We start from the raw sequence: 16,043 nt of genomic DNA, 5'->3' as shown, positions 1-16,043 counted from the left end.
GTAGTTGAGGGTTCAAGCGCGACAGTACGGTTCCTCGATCGACTCGTACAGCACGAAGCCCCCGCCGTCCGGAGACGGCGGGGGCTTCGTTGTCGAGCGTCAGGCCGCGGCGAGCGCCGGGCCGTCCAGCGACTCGACGTCGGCCGGGCGCAGCGCCAGGGCGAGCACGTCGGCCACGTCGGCCAGGGTGTGCACGGTCAGCGCCGAGCGCACCTCGGTCGGCAGGTCGTCCAGGTCCGGCTCGTTGCGCGCCGGGATGATCACCTCGGTGAGGCCCGCCCGGTGCGCGGCGAGCAGCTTCTGCTTCACCCCGCCGATTGGCAGCACCCGCCCGGAGAGCGTCACCTCGCCGGTCATCCCGAACTCCGGGCGGACCGGACGGCCGGTGACCAGTGAGGCGAGCGCGGTCACCATGGTGATGCCGGCGCTCGGACCGTCCTTGGGCACCGCGCCCGCCGGGACGTGCAGGTGGATCCTGCGTCCGGCCAGGGCGTTCGGGTCGATGCCGAGCCGGCGCCCGTTCGAGCGCAGGTAGGAGAGGGCGATGTGCGCCGACTCCTTCATCACGTCACCGAGCTGGCCGGTCAGGGTCAGCCCCGGCTCGCCCTCCATGCTGGTCGCCTCGATGAAGAGGACGTCCCCGCCGGCGCCCGTGACGGCGAGGCCGGTGGCCACGCCGGGCACCGCGGTGCGCTCGGCCGACTCCGGGGTGAACTTCGGCCGGCCCAGGTAGCCGGCGAGGTTCCCGGTGTCGACGCGCACCGGCGTCGGGTCGGTCGCCAGCGCCACCGCCACCTTGCGCAGGATCTTGGCCAGAGCACGCTCGAGTTGCCGGACCCCGGCCTCCCGCGTGTACTCCCCCGCGATCAGCGCCAGGGCATCGTCGGCGATGCTCACCTCGTCGACGGTCAGCCCCGCCCGCTCCCGCTGCCGTGGCAGCAGGTGGTCCCGGGCGATGGCGACCTTCTCGTCCTCGGTGTACCCGTCCAGGGTGACCAGCTCCATCCGGTCCAGCAGCGGACCGGGGATGGACTCCACCACGTTGGCGGTGGCCAGGAAGAGCACGTCGGACAGGTCGAGGTCGACCTCCAGGTAGTGGTCCCGGAAGGTGTGGTTCTGGGCCGGGTCGAGCACCTCCAGCAGGGCGGCGGCGGGGTCGCCGGCGTAGCCGGCGGCCAGCTTGTCCACCTCGTCGAGGAGCACGACCGGGTTCATCGAGCCGGCCTCTCGCAGGGCACGCACGATCCGACCGGGCAGCGCGCCGACGTAGGTGCGCCGGTGGCCGCGGATCTCGGCCTCGTCGCGCACGCCGCCGAGCGAGACCCGGACGAAGTTGCGCCCGAGCGCCCGGGCGACGGACTCACCGAGGCTGGTCTTGCCGACCCCGGGCGGGCCGGCGAGGGCGAGCACCGCGCCGGAGCCGCGACCGCCGACCACGCCGAGGTTGCGCTCGGCCCGGCGGTTGCGCACCGCGAGGTACTCCAGGATGCGGTCCTTCACGTCGGCCAGGCCGGCGTGGTCGGCGTCGAGCACCGCCCGGGCCTCGCCGAGGTCGGTGTTGTCCTGGGTACGCGTACCCCAGGGCATCTCGAGGACGGTGTCCAGCCAGGTACGGATCCAGCCCGCCTCCGGGGAGGCGTCACTGGCCCGCTCCAGCTTGCCGACCTCGCGCATGGCCGCCTCGCGGACCTTCTCCGGCAGGTCGGCGCCCTCGACCCGGGAGCGGTAGTCGGCCGAGCCGTCCGGCTCGTCCTCACCCAGCTCCTTGCGGATCGCGGCGAGCTGCTGGCGGAGCAGGAACTCCCGCTGGGACTTCTCCAGCCCCTCCCGGACGTCGGTGTTGATCTGCTCAGTGACCTCCTGCTCGGCCAGGTGCTCCTTGACCCAGCCGACCAGCAGCTCCAGCCGGGCGGTGACATCCGGCGCGACGAGCAGTTCGGTCTTCTGCTCCAGACTCAACCAGGGCGCGTAGCCGGCCGAGTCGGCCAGCTCGGAGAGGTCGGTCATCCGCTCCATGGCGTCGATGACCTGCCAGGCCCCACGCTGCTGGAGCACGGAGGTCGTCAGGGCGCGGTACTCGCGGGCGAGTTCCCGGGCCCGTCCGGCGGGGGCGGGTTCGTCGAGTTCGGTCGCCTCGACCCAGAGGGCGGCGCCGGGGCCGGGCACGCCGGAGCCGATCCGGGCCCGGGACAGGCCACGGATGACGGCGGCGGGCTCACCATCGGGCAGCCGGCCCACCTTCTCGATGGTGGCGACCGTGCCGACGGGGCCGTACTCACCGTCGATGCGGGGCACGGCGAGCAGCTTGCGGTCGCCGGTCGCGCGGGCTGCGTCGACCGCGGCCTGAGTGGTCGGGTCGAGGGTCACCGGGATGACCATGCCGGGCAGCAGCACGGCGTCGGTCAGGGGAAGTACCGGAAGAGTTGCCATCGAACACCTGCTATCGCGTTGACTTGAGCGTGTCTCACTCAAGTAACAAAGCGTTCCCCTTGTTCCGGGGTGTGACCCAGACCACTGTCCGGGGTGAGGTGGCGATCGGGAAGCAGCAGCTCACGGACCAGACGGCCACCGCCGGCCACCGCCACGGCCAGCGGGATAGCCAGGCTGATCGCGGCTAGGGCGACCACGATCCGGCCGGGCAGACCGGCGGCGGCGGCGACCAGGGTCAGCGCGGCGAAGACCAGCAGCTTCGCCCGCGTACGGGACAGGGGGACCACACCGGTCTCCCGGGAGGGTGCGACGACGGAAGACATCTCTCTCCTTCTGGTGCGGAGGGTCGGTCAGAGCAGGACGAGCAGCGCGGCGCCGACGGCCGCGGCCGGGATCGTGGTGATCACGGTGGCCAGCACCGCGGAGTGCCGCCGCATGGCGGCCAGCGGGATCAGCGCGTCGCCGTCCTGGCTGATCGCGTTGGCGACCAGGGTGGGCAGCGGCAACCCGCCGCTGACGTACAGCCCGGTGAAGACGATCTGCACCGCGCATCCCGGGATGAGGCCGATCGTGGCGCCGATCAGCACACCGACCAGCCCGGTGACGGCCAGCTGCGAGCCGTCGAAGCCGGTGGTGGTGGTGACGATCTGCCAGCTGACGTAGGCCACCGCCACCCACACGGTGACGAAGGACGCCTCGTGCGCGCTGTGCCGCATCGTGGCCCGGATCGAGCGGGGTTGCGCGGTCTCCAGGCTGTCGTCGGCCAACCGGCCCCCGCCGGACGCGAAGATCAGCACGGCGGTCAGCGTGCCGAGCACGCCGAGCGCCAGGTACGGGTCGAGCCCACCCAGGGTGCGGGTGAGCGCGTCGGGGTCGACCAGCTGGAAGACCACCGGCACGGAGACCAGGAACGCCGGGGTGGTCAGACCCCAGAACGCCGTGGACGCGGGTACCCGCGGCAGCAGCCCGGCGAGCAACCGCCGCGCGCCGGCCAGGTCCGGACCGCCGGCGGCGACGAGGCCGGCCGGGGCGGACGCGCCGACCGGAAACGCCGGGACGGCCGGGCCCGCGCCGACGGGAACAACCTCGGCGCGTGGGGCGTCCGTGGCGGACCTCCGGCGCGGAGTCCGGGCCGGATCGATGCCGAGCGCGTCCACGACGTACCCGGTGACGAGGCCGACCGCGAAGAGCAGCAGGTGGATCTTCAGCGCGAACAGGGGGTTCCAGGCCAGCACCACCCACGACGAGTCCCCCATGGTGGCCGCCAGGGCGGCGACCACGGTACCGAAGGAGACCTTTCCGCGGGCGTACAGCGGCATGAGGACGATGGCCCCGCCACAGCCGGGGCTCACCCCGAGCAGCGCCCCGACCAGCGGGCCGAGTCGGGGGCGCCGGGTCAGGCCGTCGGTCGCCCGGTCGCCGTAGCGCCACCGCAGCCAGCCGAAGAGCGCGACCAGCACGGCCACGTAGACGCCCACCTGCATGAACGCGTCCGCGAGCGGACGGAGCACGAGATCGGTCACGGCACACCTCCACAGAGCGGCAGGCGCCGGGCCGCCCACCACATGGGAGCGGCCCGGCGGGACGGCGTCAGGTGACCTTGCTCTTGACCTTGGTCACGACACCACCGGCGATGCCGGGGTTGGTGCCGTACAGACGCGGATCACCCGGGGCCAGGACCGGTTCGGGGGCGTGGGCGCGCGGGCTGTGGTCGTAGGTGAACTCGCCCTTGCCGTCCGGGCTGGGCCCGGAGGCCCAGCGGCCCTCGGACGCGTCGGTGCCCGGTGAGAAGTCCAGGTAGGTGTAGCTCCACTCCTTGGTGAACTCCTTCGAGTCGGGGAAGGCGTCCGGCACCGGCATCTCCTCCAGGCCGTCCTCCTTGAGCTGCTCGATGGCCGCCAGCCACATGTTCTGGTGCATGGTGTCGCGGGCCAGCAGGAAACGCAGCATCTGCTTCACGCCCGGGTCGTCGGTCATGTTGAACAGCCGCGACACCTGGAGCCGCCCCTGCGCCTCCGCGGTGACGTTGAGCTGGAAGTCGGCCATCAGGTTGCCGCTGGCGGTGACGAACGCGCCGCTCCACGGCACTCCGTTGGAGTCGGCCGGCAGCGCGCCGCCGCCGCCGTGGATGAAGTGCGCCGGATTCGATCCGGCGTAGATGGCGCCGACCATCGGGTTGTCGTCCGCCGCCTCCTGGAGTGACAGCGGCGCGTTCTCCAGCAGTCGGGTGATCATCGTGGCGATCATCTCGACGTGGCCCATCTCCTCGGTACCGACGTCGAGCAGCAGGTCCTTGTACTTGCCGGGCAGCCGGCAGTTCCACCCCTGGTAGAGGTACTGGTTGGCGACGGTCATCTCGCCCCACTTGCCGCCCAGGATCTCCTGCAGGCGTCGGGCGAACGCAGCGTCCGGGCCGTCCGGTTTGGCCTCGAACTGCAGGTCCTTGACGTGGCTGAACATGTGTCCTCCTCGACACCGGGAAGCTGGTAACGAGGGGGTTCCCACGCCGCTGACCCGTCCGGGCCATGTCGTGTCCCGTCGGGGTCAGACCACCGGACGGCAGCTCGGCAGCAGCACCTCGAGCGCCACGCCTCGTGGGCGCACCCGGTGCACGCGGACGGCTCCGGCGTCCACCGCGACCAACTGCCGCACGATCCACAGCCCCAGCCCGGACATCCCGCCGCCGGGCGCCGGCCGGCGCACCGCGGTCAGCAGCGCGTCGTCCACCCGCCCCTCGTCGGTGACGAGGATGCTCAGGCCGTCGCCGCGCAGCGCGGCGTAGAGCCCGATCTGCCCCTCGGCCGGGCCGTGCCGCAGCGCGTTCTGCACCAGGTTCACCAGCACCTGCCGGGTACGGCCGGCCGGCACCGGGCAGGAGCCGGCGCGCATGGTGGCCCGGGCCGTTCGACGGTGTGCCGGCACCAGGGCGGCCGCCTCCCGCAGGATCCCGGCCAACGGCACCGTCGGCTCCGGTTGGGTGGCCAGTGCCAGTGCACCGGTGCCGGCGGTCGCGTCGCGCAGCAGGTTCTGCAGGTGGGCCGCCTGATCGCGGGCCAGCTCGCTGATCGCGCGCCGGTCGGCGCCGGTCAGCTCCCGGCGCTCGTCGGCCAGGGCCCGGGTCAGCGAGGTCAGGGTGCTCACCGGGGTACGAAACTCGTGGCACAGCACGCGCAGCAGCAGGTCGGAATCGGCGTCCGAGAGCCGTCTGTCACCCGGTCCGGGTTCCGTCCGTCGCAATCCTCGCAACAGCCCCTGCAGACCGTGACGTGCGCGCATCCAACCGACTCCCCTCGTTCGGTGCGTAGCCGCATGATCGGTACCCGCTGGGGAACGGCCCAGACATGCCGGGCACCCCCACTATCCGACTCGCCGTCGTGGACGACCACCCCCTCTTCGTTCGCGGCCTGGAACTGCTGCTCCCGTTGAGCACCGACAACCGGGCCGAGGTGGTCGGCTCGACCGGCGACGCCTCCGCCGCAGCCGCCATGGTCAGCCGTTGCATGCCCGACCTCGCCCTGGTCGACCTGCACATGCCCGCGCCGGGCGGCATCCGGGCGGTGGCCGCCATCCGGCGGACGACACCACGGGTACGGGTGGTGGCGATGTCCGGTTCCACGGACCCGGCGCCCGCACTGGACGCTCTGCGGGCCGGTGCCGAGGGGTACCTGCCGAAGACCAGCGAGCCGGAGGAGCTGCTGCCCCCGCTGCTGGCCATCCTCGACGGCTGGGCGGTGCTGCCGGCGGACCTGCTGCGGGCCGTGCTGCGGCCCTCGCGGGCCGCGCCGGTCGACCTCGACGACGAGGAACGCCGCCTGCTGCGGGCGATCGCCGCCGGCCGCAACACCGTCGACATCGCCGAGGAACTGCACGTTTCGGAGCGGACGGTGAAACGGATGACCGCCACGCTGCTGCGAAAGCTGCGGGTATCCACCCGGGCGGAGGCCGCCGCCGTCGCCGGCCACGCCGGCCTGCTCGGCGAATGAAGGCCGGTCAGCTCCCGATTCGGCTCCGTTCGCTGTTATACGACGACAGAATCGCGACGCGCCGAAATGAAAAGGGCGCATATTGTTGCGGTTTCCCCGGGTGGTGGGTCAGACTTTGGACACATCCCGCCACACACAGGGAGTAATCGGCAATGGCGAGAAAAGTAATCACGGTGCTGACCGACGACCTCGACGGTGGGAAGGCAGACCGTACGGTCGAGTTCAGCCTCGACGGCGTGGCCTACACGATCGATGTCTCGGACGAGAATGCCGGCGTCCTGCGCAAGGCGTTGGATCCGTACATCAATGCGGGTCGGCGGATCGGGCGGGGCGGCCCGGTGGACAGCACTCGGGCAGTCCGGCGGCCGGGGCGACCCAGCGGCGCCGGAATGGATCGGGAGCAGAACCGGGCCATCCGGGAATGGGCCGTCAAGAACGGCTACAAGATTTCCGAACGGGGCCGCATCCCGGTCGAGGTGGTCGAGGCCTACAAGAACCGCTGATCGCGAACGACAGACGGGGTCCCGCCGGAAACGGCGTGGCCCCGTCGGATTGTCCGCAGCCGTCTTTCGGGCCGGGTCACTGCCCGCCGCTACGCGCCGTAGGCACACGGCGCGGCGGCCGGCCACCCGGGTTGTCCGCCCCGGGCGACCGGTCGCCGCCGGTACTCAGATTCAGTTGACCTCGATACGCACCGCGTCGAACGCCGGGGTCTGGTTGGCGCGTTCCATCATCGGCAACCGGTGCGAGCCGTCGCCGGCCCAGACCGCACACTGCGCGGTGCCGGACTCCGGCAGACCCGGGATCTGGATGGTCACCTCGTCCGGCTGGGCACTTCCGCGCCCGTCCTCGGTGGCGACGAAGAACGCGGGCACCTCCTGCGGCTCGGGCGGAGCGGTCAGGCTGTCCAGCATCCGGCAGGCGGTGTGGAAGTGCCCGCGGACCAGACCCTGCTCGTTGAGCAGCGAGCTCTCCACGTAGTAGCCGCCCTGGCCCGCCGCGAGGAAGCGGTCCCGGATCAGGTTGCGGGTGCTGACCCGCAGGGTGAAGGCCTGGTTGCGGCCGACCTGCCCGGGGAACTGGGTGATCAGCAGCGACGGGTTGTTGGCAGCCGCGCCGACCTCACCGAATTCGGTGCTCACGCAGCGGTTGCCGTTCTGGAAGCCGTCGTGCGGCTGGAGCTGGCTCTCGTCGCAGTCGTTGGCCAGCACGCCGAGCCCGGCGCCGGGAGCGTTGCCACCGTTGTTGCCGCCTCCGGTGTTGCCGCCTCCGGTGTTACCGCCACCGGTGTTACCGCCACCGGTGTTGCCGCCACCCGTGCTCCCACCATTGTTGCCACCGGTGTTTCCACCGTTGCTGCCGCCGGTCGGCTGCACCTGGCACTCGGCGAGTTGCGCCAGACCCTGCGGGCGAGGCCCGACCCGGTCGATGGCCGTCGTGATCCGGTCCAGCACCGCACGCCGCTTCGCGGCCAGCGGCTGGAGGATCGAGGTGCGGATGAAGGCTTCACCCTTGCTGCCCTCGGCGGCCAGCCGGCGGTCGGCCTCGGCGATCTGGGACTGCAACTGCGCGAGGTTGCGGTCCACCTCGGCCCGCGCCCGGTCCGGCACCTGCGGAAGCTTCGCCGTCACGTCGGGGCAGGCGACGGCCGAGCCGGTGCCGGCCGTACCGTCCTTGCCGTCCTCACACTCAGTGACCGACTGCTGTCCGTCACCCCAGTGGTTGCGCACCCACCGACCGTTCTGCCAGGTCCGGGTGGTCGAACCGCCGCCGGTCGGCGCGGTGGCGCCCGGGCTCGGTTCCACGCACTGCCCCGCAGCCGGTCGCGGCTTGTTCGTCCGCCGGTCCTGGGCCGACGAGATCTGAGTCACGGCGACGACTCCGCCAAAGACCACGAGCGTGCCGACAACGGCCAGCAGACGCTTGCTCCGCGCGTTGCCGGATGACCGGCGCGCCCGAGTGGACCTGCGCATCGAATTGCTCTCCTTCTCGATCCGGTAGTGGATTCCTGCCCTCGGCGGACCGACGGATGTGAGATGGCACGGCACGGCGGCGACCACCGTGACCTACCCCGTAACGTGTCGATGGCCGACGATGCCCTTTCCGCACCGTCTCCCGCGCCCGGTCGACGCGGATGGGAGATCCTGTTCATTCGCGCAGGAGTACGGGACGGCGCCCGGGAAGGTTCAACCGGCGCACAGAAAATTGCCGCGGCCCCAGGGGCAGCCGGTGGGAAGAAGCGTCAGCAGGTGAAAAGGTGCCGGTCAGTCGGCACAGAGGTGGTCGAAGGCGAAGCCACCGGCCAGCTCGTGCCGGCGCTGGCTCAGCGCGACGATCTCAGCCGTCAATTGGGCACGCGGCAGCAGTTCCGGACCGCCGATCTCGGCGGCGCGCAGCCGCTCGCCGACGGCGACCGTGGCGAGATCCTCGGCCAGCCGGGCCGTGTCGATGCCGCAGGAGAACCGGTGTTCGGTCACCGAGACCCGCTCCACCAGGCACGCGTCGGGGCGGACGTGCACCCAGCTCCACCCCTGCGCCGGGCCGTCCGCCCACCGCACGTGCAACCCGCGCACGATCGGGTCGGCCAACTGCCGTCCCACGTACGCCTCGACGGCCGCCGCGCGGGCCAGCGCGCCGAGGTCGTTGACCGGTCCCGTGCGACCGTCCGGCAGCCGGCCGAGGATGTCCCGGAAGCCCACCGGTGCGGCCTCGCCCCCGGCACCGCTCGCCCCGGCCGCGTAGGCGCGCGCGTCGAGCACGTACTCCACCAGACGTCGGCCGTGCTCGGCCGCCCGCAGCGTCGGCGACCCGATCCGCAGCACCGGCAGGCCCACCGCCGCGCTCACCGCGTCCTTGAGCCGTTCGGCGCGCTGCTGCGCCGAGCCGGCCGCTGCGACAGGGCCGATCTCCACGGCGACGATCGGGCGGCCGGTGTTTACGGCGCAGATCACGAAGTCGAAGCCGGCCCGGCTGGCCGTACTCCACTGGCTGCCGGTGACACCCGGCGGACGCCCCTGGACCAGCTCGCTGAGCCGGCGCGCAGGGTAGACGTGGTGGCCGGCGCGGGTGAACAGCGCGCCGTCGGCGGGCACGGCCCGCAGCCAGCCGCGATCGTCGCTGACGGTGCTCGTCATCTGCCTGATCCATCCGCCGGTCGGTCGAGCCGCGCCGAGTCTAGGTGGTCGATCATGGCCCGCGCCTCGGCGGTGCGGCCGGCACCGCCCCGGGGGCGGGTGGCCGTTACTCGGCGGCGCCCATCACCAGGCCCTCGATGGTGTGCTTCTGCCGGATCGGCTCCAACCGCTCCACCACCGGGCAGGGCAGGTGCTCCCGGACCAGCTCGGGCAGGCGCTCCCAGTAGCCGTGGGTGACGGCCATGTCGTGGTGGGCCGCGTTGCCGGCGCCGGGCGCATCCACGCCGAGCACGAGGACCGGGCGGGCCGACTGGGAGACGTTCGGGGTGCCGCGGTGGATGGTCAGCGCCGACCGGGCCGAGATGTCTCCGCGTTGCGGGTACTTGCGTACCGCCCGCTGCTGGTAGCGGGCGTAGCGCTCCCGGGGCGGGAACATCGCGTGGTCGAAGTCGGCGCCGTCGTCCCACTGGGTGCCGGGGGCGATCTCGAACGGCCCCATCTCCTCCACCGTGTCGACGGTGGTCAGGTTGAACGCCAGCGAGGTGAGGCGCCGCTGTCGCCGGGTCTCCTCCGGCATCGGGAAGTCCCGGTGCCAGGGCTGCATCGCCGCCCCGGGGAAGGGGATGTCGAAGCCCAGCTCGACGATCTCGTACTCCGGGCCGAGCACCGCCCGGCAGACCGACACCACCCACGGATGGGTGACCAGGTCGACGAAGCCGCGCAGCTGCTCCGGATGGATCTCCACGTACCAGCGCTGCGGGCCACGACCGACGGCTCCGTCGGGGCGGGAGCGCGCCTCCTCGAAGGCGGCGGCGACGTCCTCGCCCACCTGCTCGACCCAGGCCGGGTCGAAGGCGCCACGGCAGGCCGTGATGCCGTCGCGGTAGAGATCGCCGAGTGCCTCGAGGGGCACCTCGTCACCGTCGGGTGTCGGGTGGGCGGCGGGTGCCGCGGCCGGGGTAGCGCGCATCGGGGGGCCTCCTCGGGGGCGGAGCGATCCTTACAACGTTGTAGAAGCGTGCCAAGACGCGCACCACCGCGCCAGCGACCGACCTGGCGCTGTGACCCGTATCACAGCTCGGCGGTGTTCCAGAGGTCCCCGCCCGGTGTATCCAGCCGGGTCGCCGGTAGTGGACCGGCCGGGAGGTCAGCATGTCGCGACAGCAGTTCGGGGTCCTTCCCGGAAGCGGCCCGGGCGCGAGCGGGCGTCCGGGTGACCCTCCTCGACGTACCGGTCGACCCCGGCTGGCGGGCGACCCGACCATCCTCCGGCGACCGCGCGCCGGTCGAGCGGGACGGCACCATCGCCTCGCCCCGGCGCCCACCACCGCCCGCCCGGCGACACCGACCACCGCCCCCGGTGTCGGCGTCCCCGCCCGACCGGCTCCGACTGCGCCAACCGCTCCGGACCGGCGGGAACGAGGCCCGGCCGGGGCGGCGGACATCGCGCGCATCGCTGCCGACGCGGCCGCCGCGGTGCCCGGCGTCTCCGGCGCCCACCCGGCCACGGTCCGCCTGGACGACCGGTCCGTGAGCCTCGACCTGCGACTGATCACCTGGTACGGCCACAGCGTGCCCGCCGTCGCCGACGCGGTCCGGGCGGCGGTCGCCGACCGGGTGGCCGCCGACACCCGGCTCACGGTGGAGACGGTGACCGTCACGGTGGACGACCTGCTCGTCCCCGGCGTCGACGTCACCGACGACGAGGTGACGGACCGGACCAGCGACCGGACGGCCGGAGCCTGAACATGCGGACCGCCAACCGGCTGGCATCGCTGCTGCTGGGCGCCGCCCTGCTCGTCGGCGGCACACTGCTGGCCGTGCAGGCGCTGCTGGTCACGGTGGGTCGCCCGGCGCCGCTGCTCACCCCTACCGGCTGGTACGACGCGCTGTCCACCCTGCGCTGGAGCGACCGGGAGATCCGCACGGCGGCCGGCGGGTCGGTCCTTCTCGGCCTGGTCGTCCTGGCGGCCCAGTTGCGCCGCTGGACACCGGTGCGGCTGCGTGTCGACGAGCGGGACGGCTGGTACCTGCGGCGCCGCTGTGTGGAGCGCCGGCTGGCCGACGCGGCGGGCGCCGTGCCGGGCGTACGCCGGGCCCGGGTGCGGGTCCGCCGGCGCGGCGACCAGTGGCATCCCCGGGTACGCGCCACCGGCGACCCGACCGCCCGCGCCGAAGTCGAGTTCGCGGTGCGCCACGAGCTGGGTCGGCTCGTCGCACACGACGCCGGCCGGATCGAGATCCGGCTGCTGCCCCAGGGGCGGCCCGCATGAGCGACGCCGCGCACCGACTGCTGTGGACCATCGTCGCGCTGCTCCTGGTGCTGGGCGGCGCGGCCGCGCTGGTCGTCAGCTTCGGTCAGGTGCCCGGCGGCGACCCCGACGCGGCGCTGCTGGGCGCAGGGCTGCGGGACGCGTGGCGGCTGGCGGCGCCGTGGAGCACCCTGGCCGCCGCGGTCACCGGAGTGCTGGTGGCCCTCGCCGGGCAGCGCCTGCTGAGCCGGGAGCTGCGCCGGCCCGGCGAGGAGTTGCGGGGCACGCTGAGCCGCCGCGGGCACCACCCCGGCCGGACCCGGCTGTCCACCGAGGTGCTCGCCCACGCGCTGGAACGCGACCTGACCGGCAACCCCGGGGTCCGCCGGGCGCGGGTGGTGCTCACCGGTCCCCCGCCACGCCCGGACGTGTGGATCCGGATGGACCTGACCTCCGACGCCCGGGCCACCGGTGTACGCGAACACGTCCACGCCGCGGTCCGCCGGTTCGCGACGACCGCCGACTGCCAACCGGCGCACCTCGACGTGACCGCCCGGATCGAGCCCGCCCGACCCTGATCCGCGCCACGCCGGCATGATCGGTACCGGGACAGACGGCGGACGGGGAGGTACGCGGGTGCGGGTGGTGTCGCTGGTGCCGTCGCTGACCGAGGCGGTGGCGCTGACCCTGCCCGGAGTGCTCGTCGGTGCCACCGACTGGTGCAGCCACCCGGCCGGGCTGGACGTCGCCCGGGTCGGCGGCAGCAAGTACCCGGACCTGGACCGGGTCCGGGCGCTGCGGCCCGACCTGGTGCTGCTGAACGTGGAGGAGAACCGTCGCGCCGACGCGGAGGCGCTGCGCGCCGCCGGCGTACCGGTACGCGTCACCTATCCGCGTACCGTCCCGGGGGCCCTGACCGAGCTGGGCGAGCTGCTGGCCGAGCTGGGTGCGCCGGCGGAGCCGGCCTGGCTGCGGGCGGCCCGGCGGGCGTGGGCGGATCCGCCCCGGCTCGCGCCGCCCCGCCGGGCGGTGGTCCCGGTCTGGCGTCGGCCTTGGGTCGTGCTCGGCGGCGACACCTTCGCCGGCGACGTCCTGCGCCGGCTAGGGGTCGTCAACGCGTACGACCAGCAGCCCGAGCGCTATCCCCGCCCGAGCCTGGCCGACCTGCGCGAGCAGAGGCCGGAGCTGGTGGTGCTGCCCGACGAGCCGTACCGGTTCACGGCCGACGACGGGCCGGAGGCGTTTGCGGGCGTACCGTGCGCCCTGCTCTCCGGACGACACCTCACCTGGTACGGCCCGTCCCTGGCCGAGGCGCCCGCCCTGCTGACCGACCAGTTGTCCCGGCCGGTCACGGCCGTCTGAGTGCGCCGGGTCAGGTGGTGGCGCGGCCGCGCCGGGCAACCAGGACGCTGGCACCGACCGACACGGCCAGGGTCAGCACCACCACCGCGAGGGTCAGCCAGATCGGCAGCTTGCCCACCGGCGTCTCGGCCAGCATCAGCTTCACGCCCGCGAAGGCGAGCAGCAGGGCCAGCCCGTAACGCAGGTACCCGAAGTGCCGCAGCAGACCGGCGAGGCAGAAGTAGAGACTGCGCAGCCCGAGCACGGCGAAGGCGGTGGCCGTCCAGACCAGGAAGGTGTTGGTGGTGATGGCGAGGATCGCCGCCACCGAGTCGATGGCGAAGACCACGTCGGTGGCCTCGATGGCGACCAGCGTCACCAGCAGCAGGGTGGCCCGGCGCCGACCGTCGACCCGGGCGGTGAACCGGTCGCCGTGGTACCGGGGCTCGGTGGGTACCACCCGCCGGAACAACCGCACCACCACGTTGCGCTCCGGGTTCACGTCGGGCTCTCCGCGTACGGCCAGCCGCCAGCCGGTCCAGACGAGGAAGGCGCCCAGCACGAACGCTGCCCAGGCGAGCCGGTCCAGCAGCTCGGCGCCGGCGAAGATGAACAGCAGCCGGAACACGAGCGCGCCCACCACACCCCAGAACAGCACCTTGTGCTGGAGGCCGGGCGGGACCCCGAAGTAGCCGAAGAGGAGGGCGAAGACGAAGACGTTGTCCACCGAGAGCGCCTTCTCCAGCAGATAGCCGGAGTAGTAGGCGATGGCGGGATCGCCGCCGAGGCCGAACCAGACGACCAGCCCGAACAGCAGGCCCGCGCCGATCCAGACGCCGCTCCAGACCAATGCCTCACGCAGCTCGATGACGTGGTTGTCGCGGTGCAGAAGCACGTCGATGGCGAGCATGACGGCGATGACCGCGCCGACGGCCGCCCAGGCCCACAGCGGCACCGCGACCGTCGCCTCACCCACCCGGCGCCCCCCGCGTCGACCGTCGTGCACCGCCCCGCCACCGCGCCGGCCGGCCGCTCCCGAGCCTAGGCGAGCAGCCGATCCGGCGTCGGTGCTCCGGGGAAGTCGGTGCCGCGGCGTGACGGCCGGCGGCGGCGCTCAGGCGACCGGCATCACCTGCGCCGGATCGGGAACGGTGTCGTCGGCGTCGTACCCGATCGCGTTGGTCACCTGAACGACGCCACTGACCTGGGGCCGCGAGCCGGCCGGCGATATCGACGACGGAGCGGCGGTCCAGCCGACCGGCCAGGGTGACCTCGCCGTGGCGGACCTCGACGGTGACCAGGCCGTCCCGCACGGCGAGGACCCGACGCAACACCTCCTGCACCACGTCCTCGCGGATCTCGGCGTCCGAGCGCAGGTGCACCCGCAGCAGGTCGGCGCGGCTGACGATGCCCACCAGCCGGCCGAGGTCGTCCAGCACGGGCAGCCGCTTGACCTGCTCGCGATCCAGCAGCGTCACCCACCTGCCAGGTCCTCATCACAGCCTCCTCTGGCACGTCCACGTCGGACGCTACGAGCCGATGACGGCGGTGGTCAGGGTCGCCGGACCACGCCGTGGGGGGCCCAAGGTCCCGTGCCGTTGCGGTCCGTCGGCCCTGCCGCCGTCAACGCCACCGGCGTCCAATGGAGATGCCACCGGGAAGCGCGGTGCGAGGCACAGAAGGGACGTGGAGACCATGACCGCGACGATCGAGCGGAACACCGGGACCACCGCTCCGGCGGTGGGCACCCCTCGGGAGAGGGCCGTCCGGTACGTCCTGGCCGGCACCCGGCTGGCGCTCGGATGGATCTTCCTCTGGGCGTTCGTCGACAAGCTCTTCGGCCTCGGGCGGGCCACCGGGACGAAGGACGCCTGGATCAACGGGGGCAGCCCCACCAAGGGCTTCCTCACCTTCGGTGCGACCGGGCCGTTCAAGGACCTCTACGCCGGGATCGCCGGGGCCGCCTGGGCCGACTGGCTGTTCATGATCGGACTGGCCGGAATCGGTGTCGCCCTGCTGCTCGGCGTCGGCATGCGCGTCGCCGCCGTGGCGGGCGGGCTGCTGCTGGTGCTGATGTGGACCGCCGTCCTGCCTCCGGAGAACAACCCCGTCATGGACGACCACCTGGTCTACGCCGCGGTACTGGCGGTGCTGGCGCTGGTCGACGCCGGCGACACCTGGGGCCTCGGCCGGGCCTGGGCGCGGCTGCCGATCGTCCGGCGGGTGCCCTGGCTGCGGTGACCCACACCGCTGCCCCTTCGGCGGGCGTCACCACCGGTGACGCCCGCCGAAACGTGCCTGCCCGACCTGCGCCCGGCTGCCGCGCCGCGTGCGGGGCGCCGCGGCCGGGAAGCGGGTTTCGCCGGATCGCCCGGGGCAGGTGGCGGGTCCGCCGCACATCGGTGGGGTGCGATCCGGCAGGATCGACGGTGACCGGACACATCACCCAAGACGGCAGGAGATCCCCGCATGAACCAGGCAGCAGGCGCCCGATCCGGCAAGCCCGAGGTGGGGCCGATCGAGGGTGCGCCGCCGGCCGACCTCGTGACCGAGGACATCACCGTGGGCGAGGGCCCGCAGGCCGAGCCGGGCCAACTGGCCAGCGTGCACTACGTGGGCGTGTCGCACTCCACCGGTGCCGAGTTCGACTCGTCCTGGAACCGGGGCGAGGCGTTCGAGTTCCCGCTCGGCGGCGGCCAGGTCATCGCCGGCTGGGACCAGGGCGTGGTCGGCATGCGTGTCGGCGGCCGGCGCCGCCTCACCATCCCGCCGCACCTCGGGTACGGCGACCGCGGCGCCGCCGGCGTCATCAAGCCCGGCGAGACGCTCGTCTTCGTCGTCGACCTGCTCGGCGTGCGCTGACCGATCCTCGGGGGGTCGCCGGTTGACGCCGGCGACCCCAC

Annotated in this window: 18 protein-coding genes; 8 read left to right on the top strand and 10 right to left on the bottom strand. The window is 73.1% G+C overall.

The genetic code is table 11. From position 1 onward, the window contains the following. Positions 1-99: 99 nt before the first annotated feature. From lon to M8C17_RS07495, 5 genes are all read right to left on the bottom strand, one after another. Positions 100-2,430, bottom strand: a complete 2,331-nt coding sequence (lon, locus tag M8C17_RS07515; protein WP_252415656.1) for an endopeptidase La — start codon at positions 2,428-2,430, stop codon at positions 100-102. Between the two features lie 38 nt (positions 2,431-2,468). After that, positions 2,469-2,753: a hypothetical protein gene (locus M8C17_RS07510; RefSeq protein WP_252415655.1), complete on the bottom strand. Its 285-nt coding sequence runs from the start codon at positions 2,751-2,753 to the stop codon at positions 2,469-2,471. A gap of 27 nt (positions 2,754-2,780) precedes the next feature. Then, positions 2,781-3,953, bottom strand: coding sequence for a putative manganese transporter (locus tag M8C17_RS07505; protein WP_252415654.1), 1,173 nt, complete (start codon positions 3,951-3,953; stop codon positions 2,781-2,783). 67 nt (positions 3,954-4,020) lie between these two features. Beyond that, positions 4,021-4,890: a manganese catalase family protein gene (locus tag M8C17_RS07500; protein WP_252415653.1), complete on the bottom strand. Its 870-nt coding sequence runs from the start codon at positions 4,888-4,890 to the stop codon at positions 4,021-4,023. Positions 4,891-4,974: 84 nt separating this feature from the next. Next, positions 4,975-5,571, bottom strand: coding sequence for a sensor histidine kinase KdpD (locus M8C17_RS07495; RefSeq protein ID WP_252415652.1), 597 nt, complete (start codon positions 5,569-5,571; stop codon positions 4,975-4,977). 233 nt (positions 5,572-5,804) lie between these two features. Between M8C17_RS07495 and M8C17_RS07490 the strand changes: the two genes are divergently transcribed. Further along, on the top strand, positions 5,805-6,413 hold the full coding sequence (locus tag M8C17_RS07490; RefSeq protein ID WP_252415651.1) for a response regulator transcription factor: 609 nt from the start codon (positions 5,805-5,807) through the stop codon (positions 6,411-6,413). A 152-nt stretch (positions 6,414-6,565) separates the two neighbouring features. Next, the gene (locus tag M8C17_RS07485; protein WP_252415650.1) at positions 6,566-6,916 is read left to right on the top strand and encodes an Lsr2 family protein; all 351 of its coding nucleotides are present in this window, start codon (positions 6,566-6,568) and stop codon (positions 6,914-6,916) included. A gap of 171 nt (positions 6,917-7,087) precedes the next feature. Here M8C17_RS07485 and M8C17_RS07480 read toward each other — a convergent pair whose 3' ends face one another. The 3 genes from M8C17_RS07480 to M8C17_RS07470 all read right to left on the bottom strand — a co-directional run bounded on the left by M8C17_RS07480 (position 7,088) and on the right by M8C17_RS07470 (position 10,517). After that, positions 7,088-8,386, bottom strand: a complete 1,299-nt coding sequence (locus M8C17_RS07480) for a hypothetical protein (protein WP_252415649.1) — start codon at positions 8,384-8,386, stop codon at positions 7,088-7,090. A 291-nt stretch (positions 8,387-8,677) separates the two neighbouring features. Next, on the bottom strand, positions 8,678-9,547 hold the full coding sequence (locus M8C17_RS07475) for a DUF2726 domain-containing protein (protein WP_252415648.1): 870 nt from the start codon (positions 9,545-9,547) through the stop codon (positions 8,678-8,680). 106 nt (positions 9,548-9,653) lie between these two features. Continuing rightward, the gene (locus tag M8C17_RS07470) at positions 9,654-10,517 is read right to left on the bottom strand and encodes a phytanoyl-CoA dioxygenase family protein (RefSeq protein WP_252415647.1); all 864 of its coding nucleotides are present in this window, start codon (positions 10,515-10,517) and stop codon (positions 9,654-9,656) included. Between the two features lie 182 nt (positions 10,518-10,699). On the opposite strand from M8C17_RS07470, the gene M8C17_RS07465 reads away from it, so the two are divergent. Genes M8C17_RS07465 through M8C17_RS07450 form a run of 4 tightly spaced genes read left to right on the top strand, consistent with a single transcriptional unit; the run spans position 10,700 to position 13,161 of the window. Next, a complete protein-coding gene (locus tag M8C17_RS07465; protein WP_252415646.1) occupies positions 10,700-11,293 on the top strand; it encodes an Asp23/Gls24 family envelope stress response protein in 594 nt (197 codons plus the stop codon). Between the two features lie 2 nt (positions 11,294-11,295). After that, the gene (locus M8C17_RS07460; RefSeq protein WP_252415645.1) at positions 11,296-11,820 is read left to right on the top strand and encodes a hypothetical protein; all 525 of its coding nucleotides are present in this window, start codon (positions 11,296-11,298) and stop codon (positions 11,818-11,820) included. Continuing rightward, positions 11,817-12,377, top strand: coding sequence for an alkaline shock response membrane anchor protein AmaP (locus tag M8C17_RS07455; RefSeq protein WP_252415644.1), 561 nt, complete (start codon positions 11,817-11,819; stop codon positions 12,375-12,377). The genes M8C17_RS07460 and M8C17_RS07455 overlap by 4 nt, the downstream gene beginning before the upstream one ends. Before the next feature lie 58 nt (positions 12,378-12,435). Then, the gene (locus M8C17_RS07450; RefSeq protein WP_252415643.1) at positions 12,436-13,161 is read left to right on the top strand and encodes a helical backbone metal receptor; all 726 of its coding nucleotides are present in this window, start codon (positions 12,436-12,438) and stop codon (positions 13,159-13,161) included. Positions 13,162-13,171: 10 nt separating this feature from the next. On the opposite strand, the gene M8C17_RS07445 is transcribed toward M8C17_RS07450, so the two are convergent. Together M8C17_RS07445 and M8C17_RS07440 are read right to left on the bottom strand one after the other, a co-directional pair. Then, the gene (locus tag M8C17_RS07445; protein ID WP_308209378.1) at positions 13,172-14,116 is read right to left on the bottom strand and encodes a TerC family protein; all 945 of its coding nucleotides are present in this window, start codon (positions 14,114-14,116) and stop codon (positions 13,172-13,174) included. Further along, a complete protein-coding gene (locus M8C17_RS07440) occupies positions 14,109-14,618 on the bottom strand; it encodes a CBS domain-containing protein (protein ID WP_252415642.1) in 510 nt (169 codons plus the stop codon). Before M8C17_RS07440 ends, M8C17_RS07445 begins: the two co-directional genes overlap by 8 nt. Positions 14,619-14,826: 208 nt before the next feature. On the opposite strand from M8C17_RS07440, the gene M8C17_RS07435 reads away from it, so the two are divergent. Together M8C17_RS07435 and M8C17_RS07430 are read left to right on the top strand one after the other, a co-directional pair. Further along, entirely contained in the window at positions 14,827-15,381 is a 555-nt protein-coding gene (locus tag M8C17_RS07435) for a DoxX family membrane protein (protein WP_252415641.1), read from the top strand. 228 nt (positions 15,382-15,609) lie between these two features. Beyond that, positions 15,610-16,002 carry an FKBP-type peptidyl-prolyl cis-trans isomerase gene (locus M8C17_RS07430; RefSeq protein ID WP_252415640.1) on the top strand — a complete coding sequence of 131 codons (393 nt, stop codon included), beginning with the start codon at positions 15,610-15,612 and terminating at the stop codon, positions 16,000-16,002. The last annotated feature ends 41 nt before the right edge of the window (positions 16,003-16,043 follow it).

Origin of the sequence: Micromonospora sp. RHAY321 (genome assembly GCF_023896955.1) — a bacterium.
GTDB lineage: Bacteria > Actinomycetota > Actinomycetes > Mycobacteriales > Micromonosporaceae > Micromonospora.
This window is presented reverse-complemented; position numbering and strand designations above follow the sequence as displayed.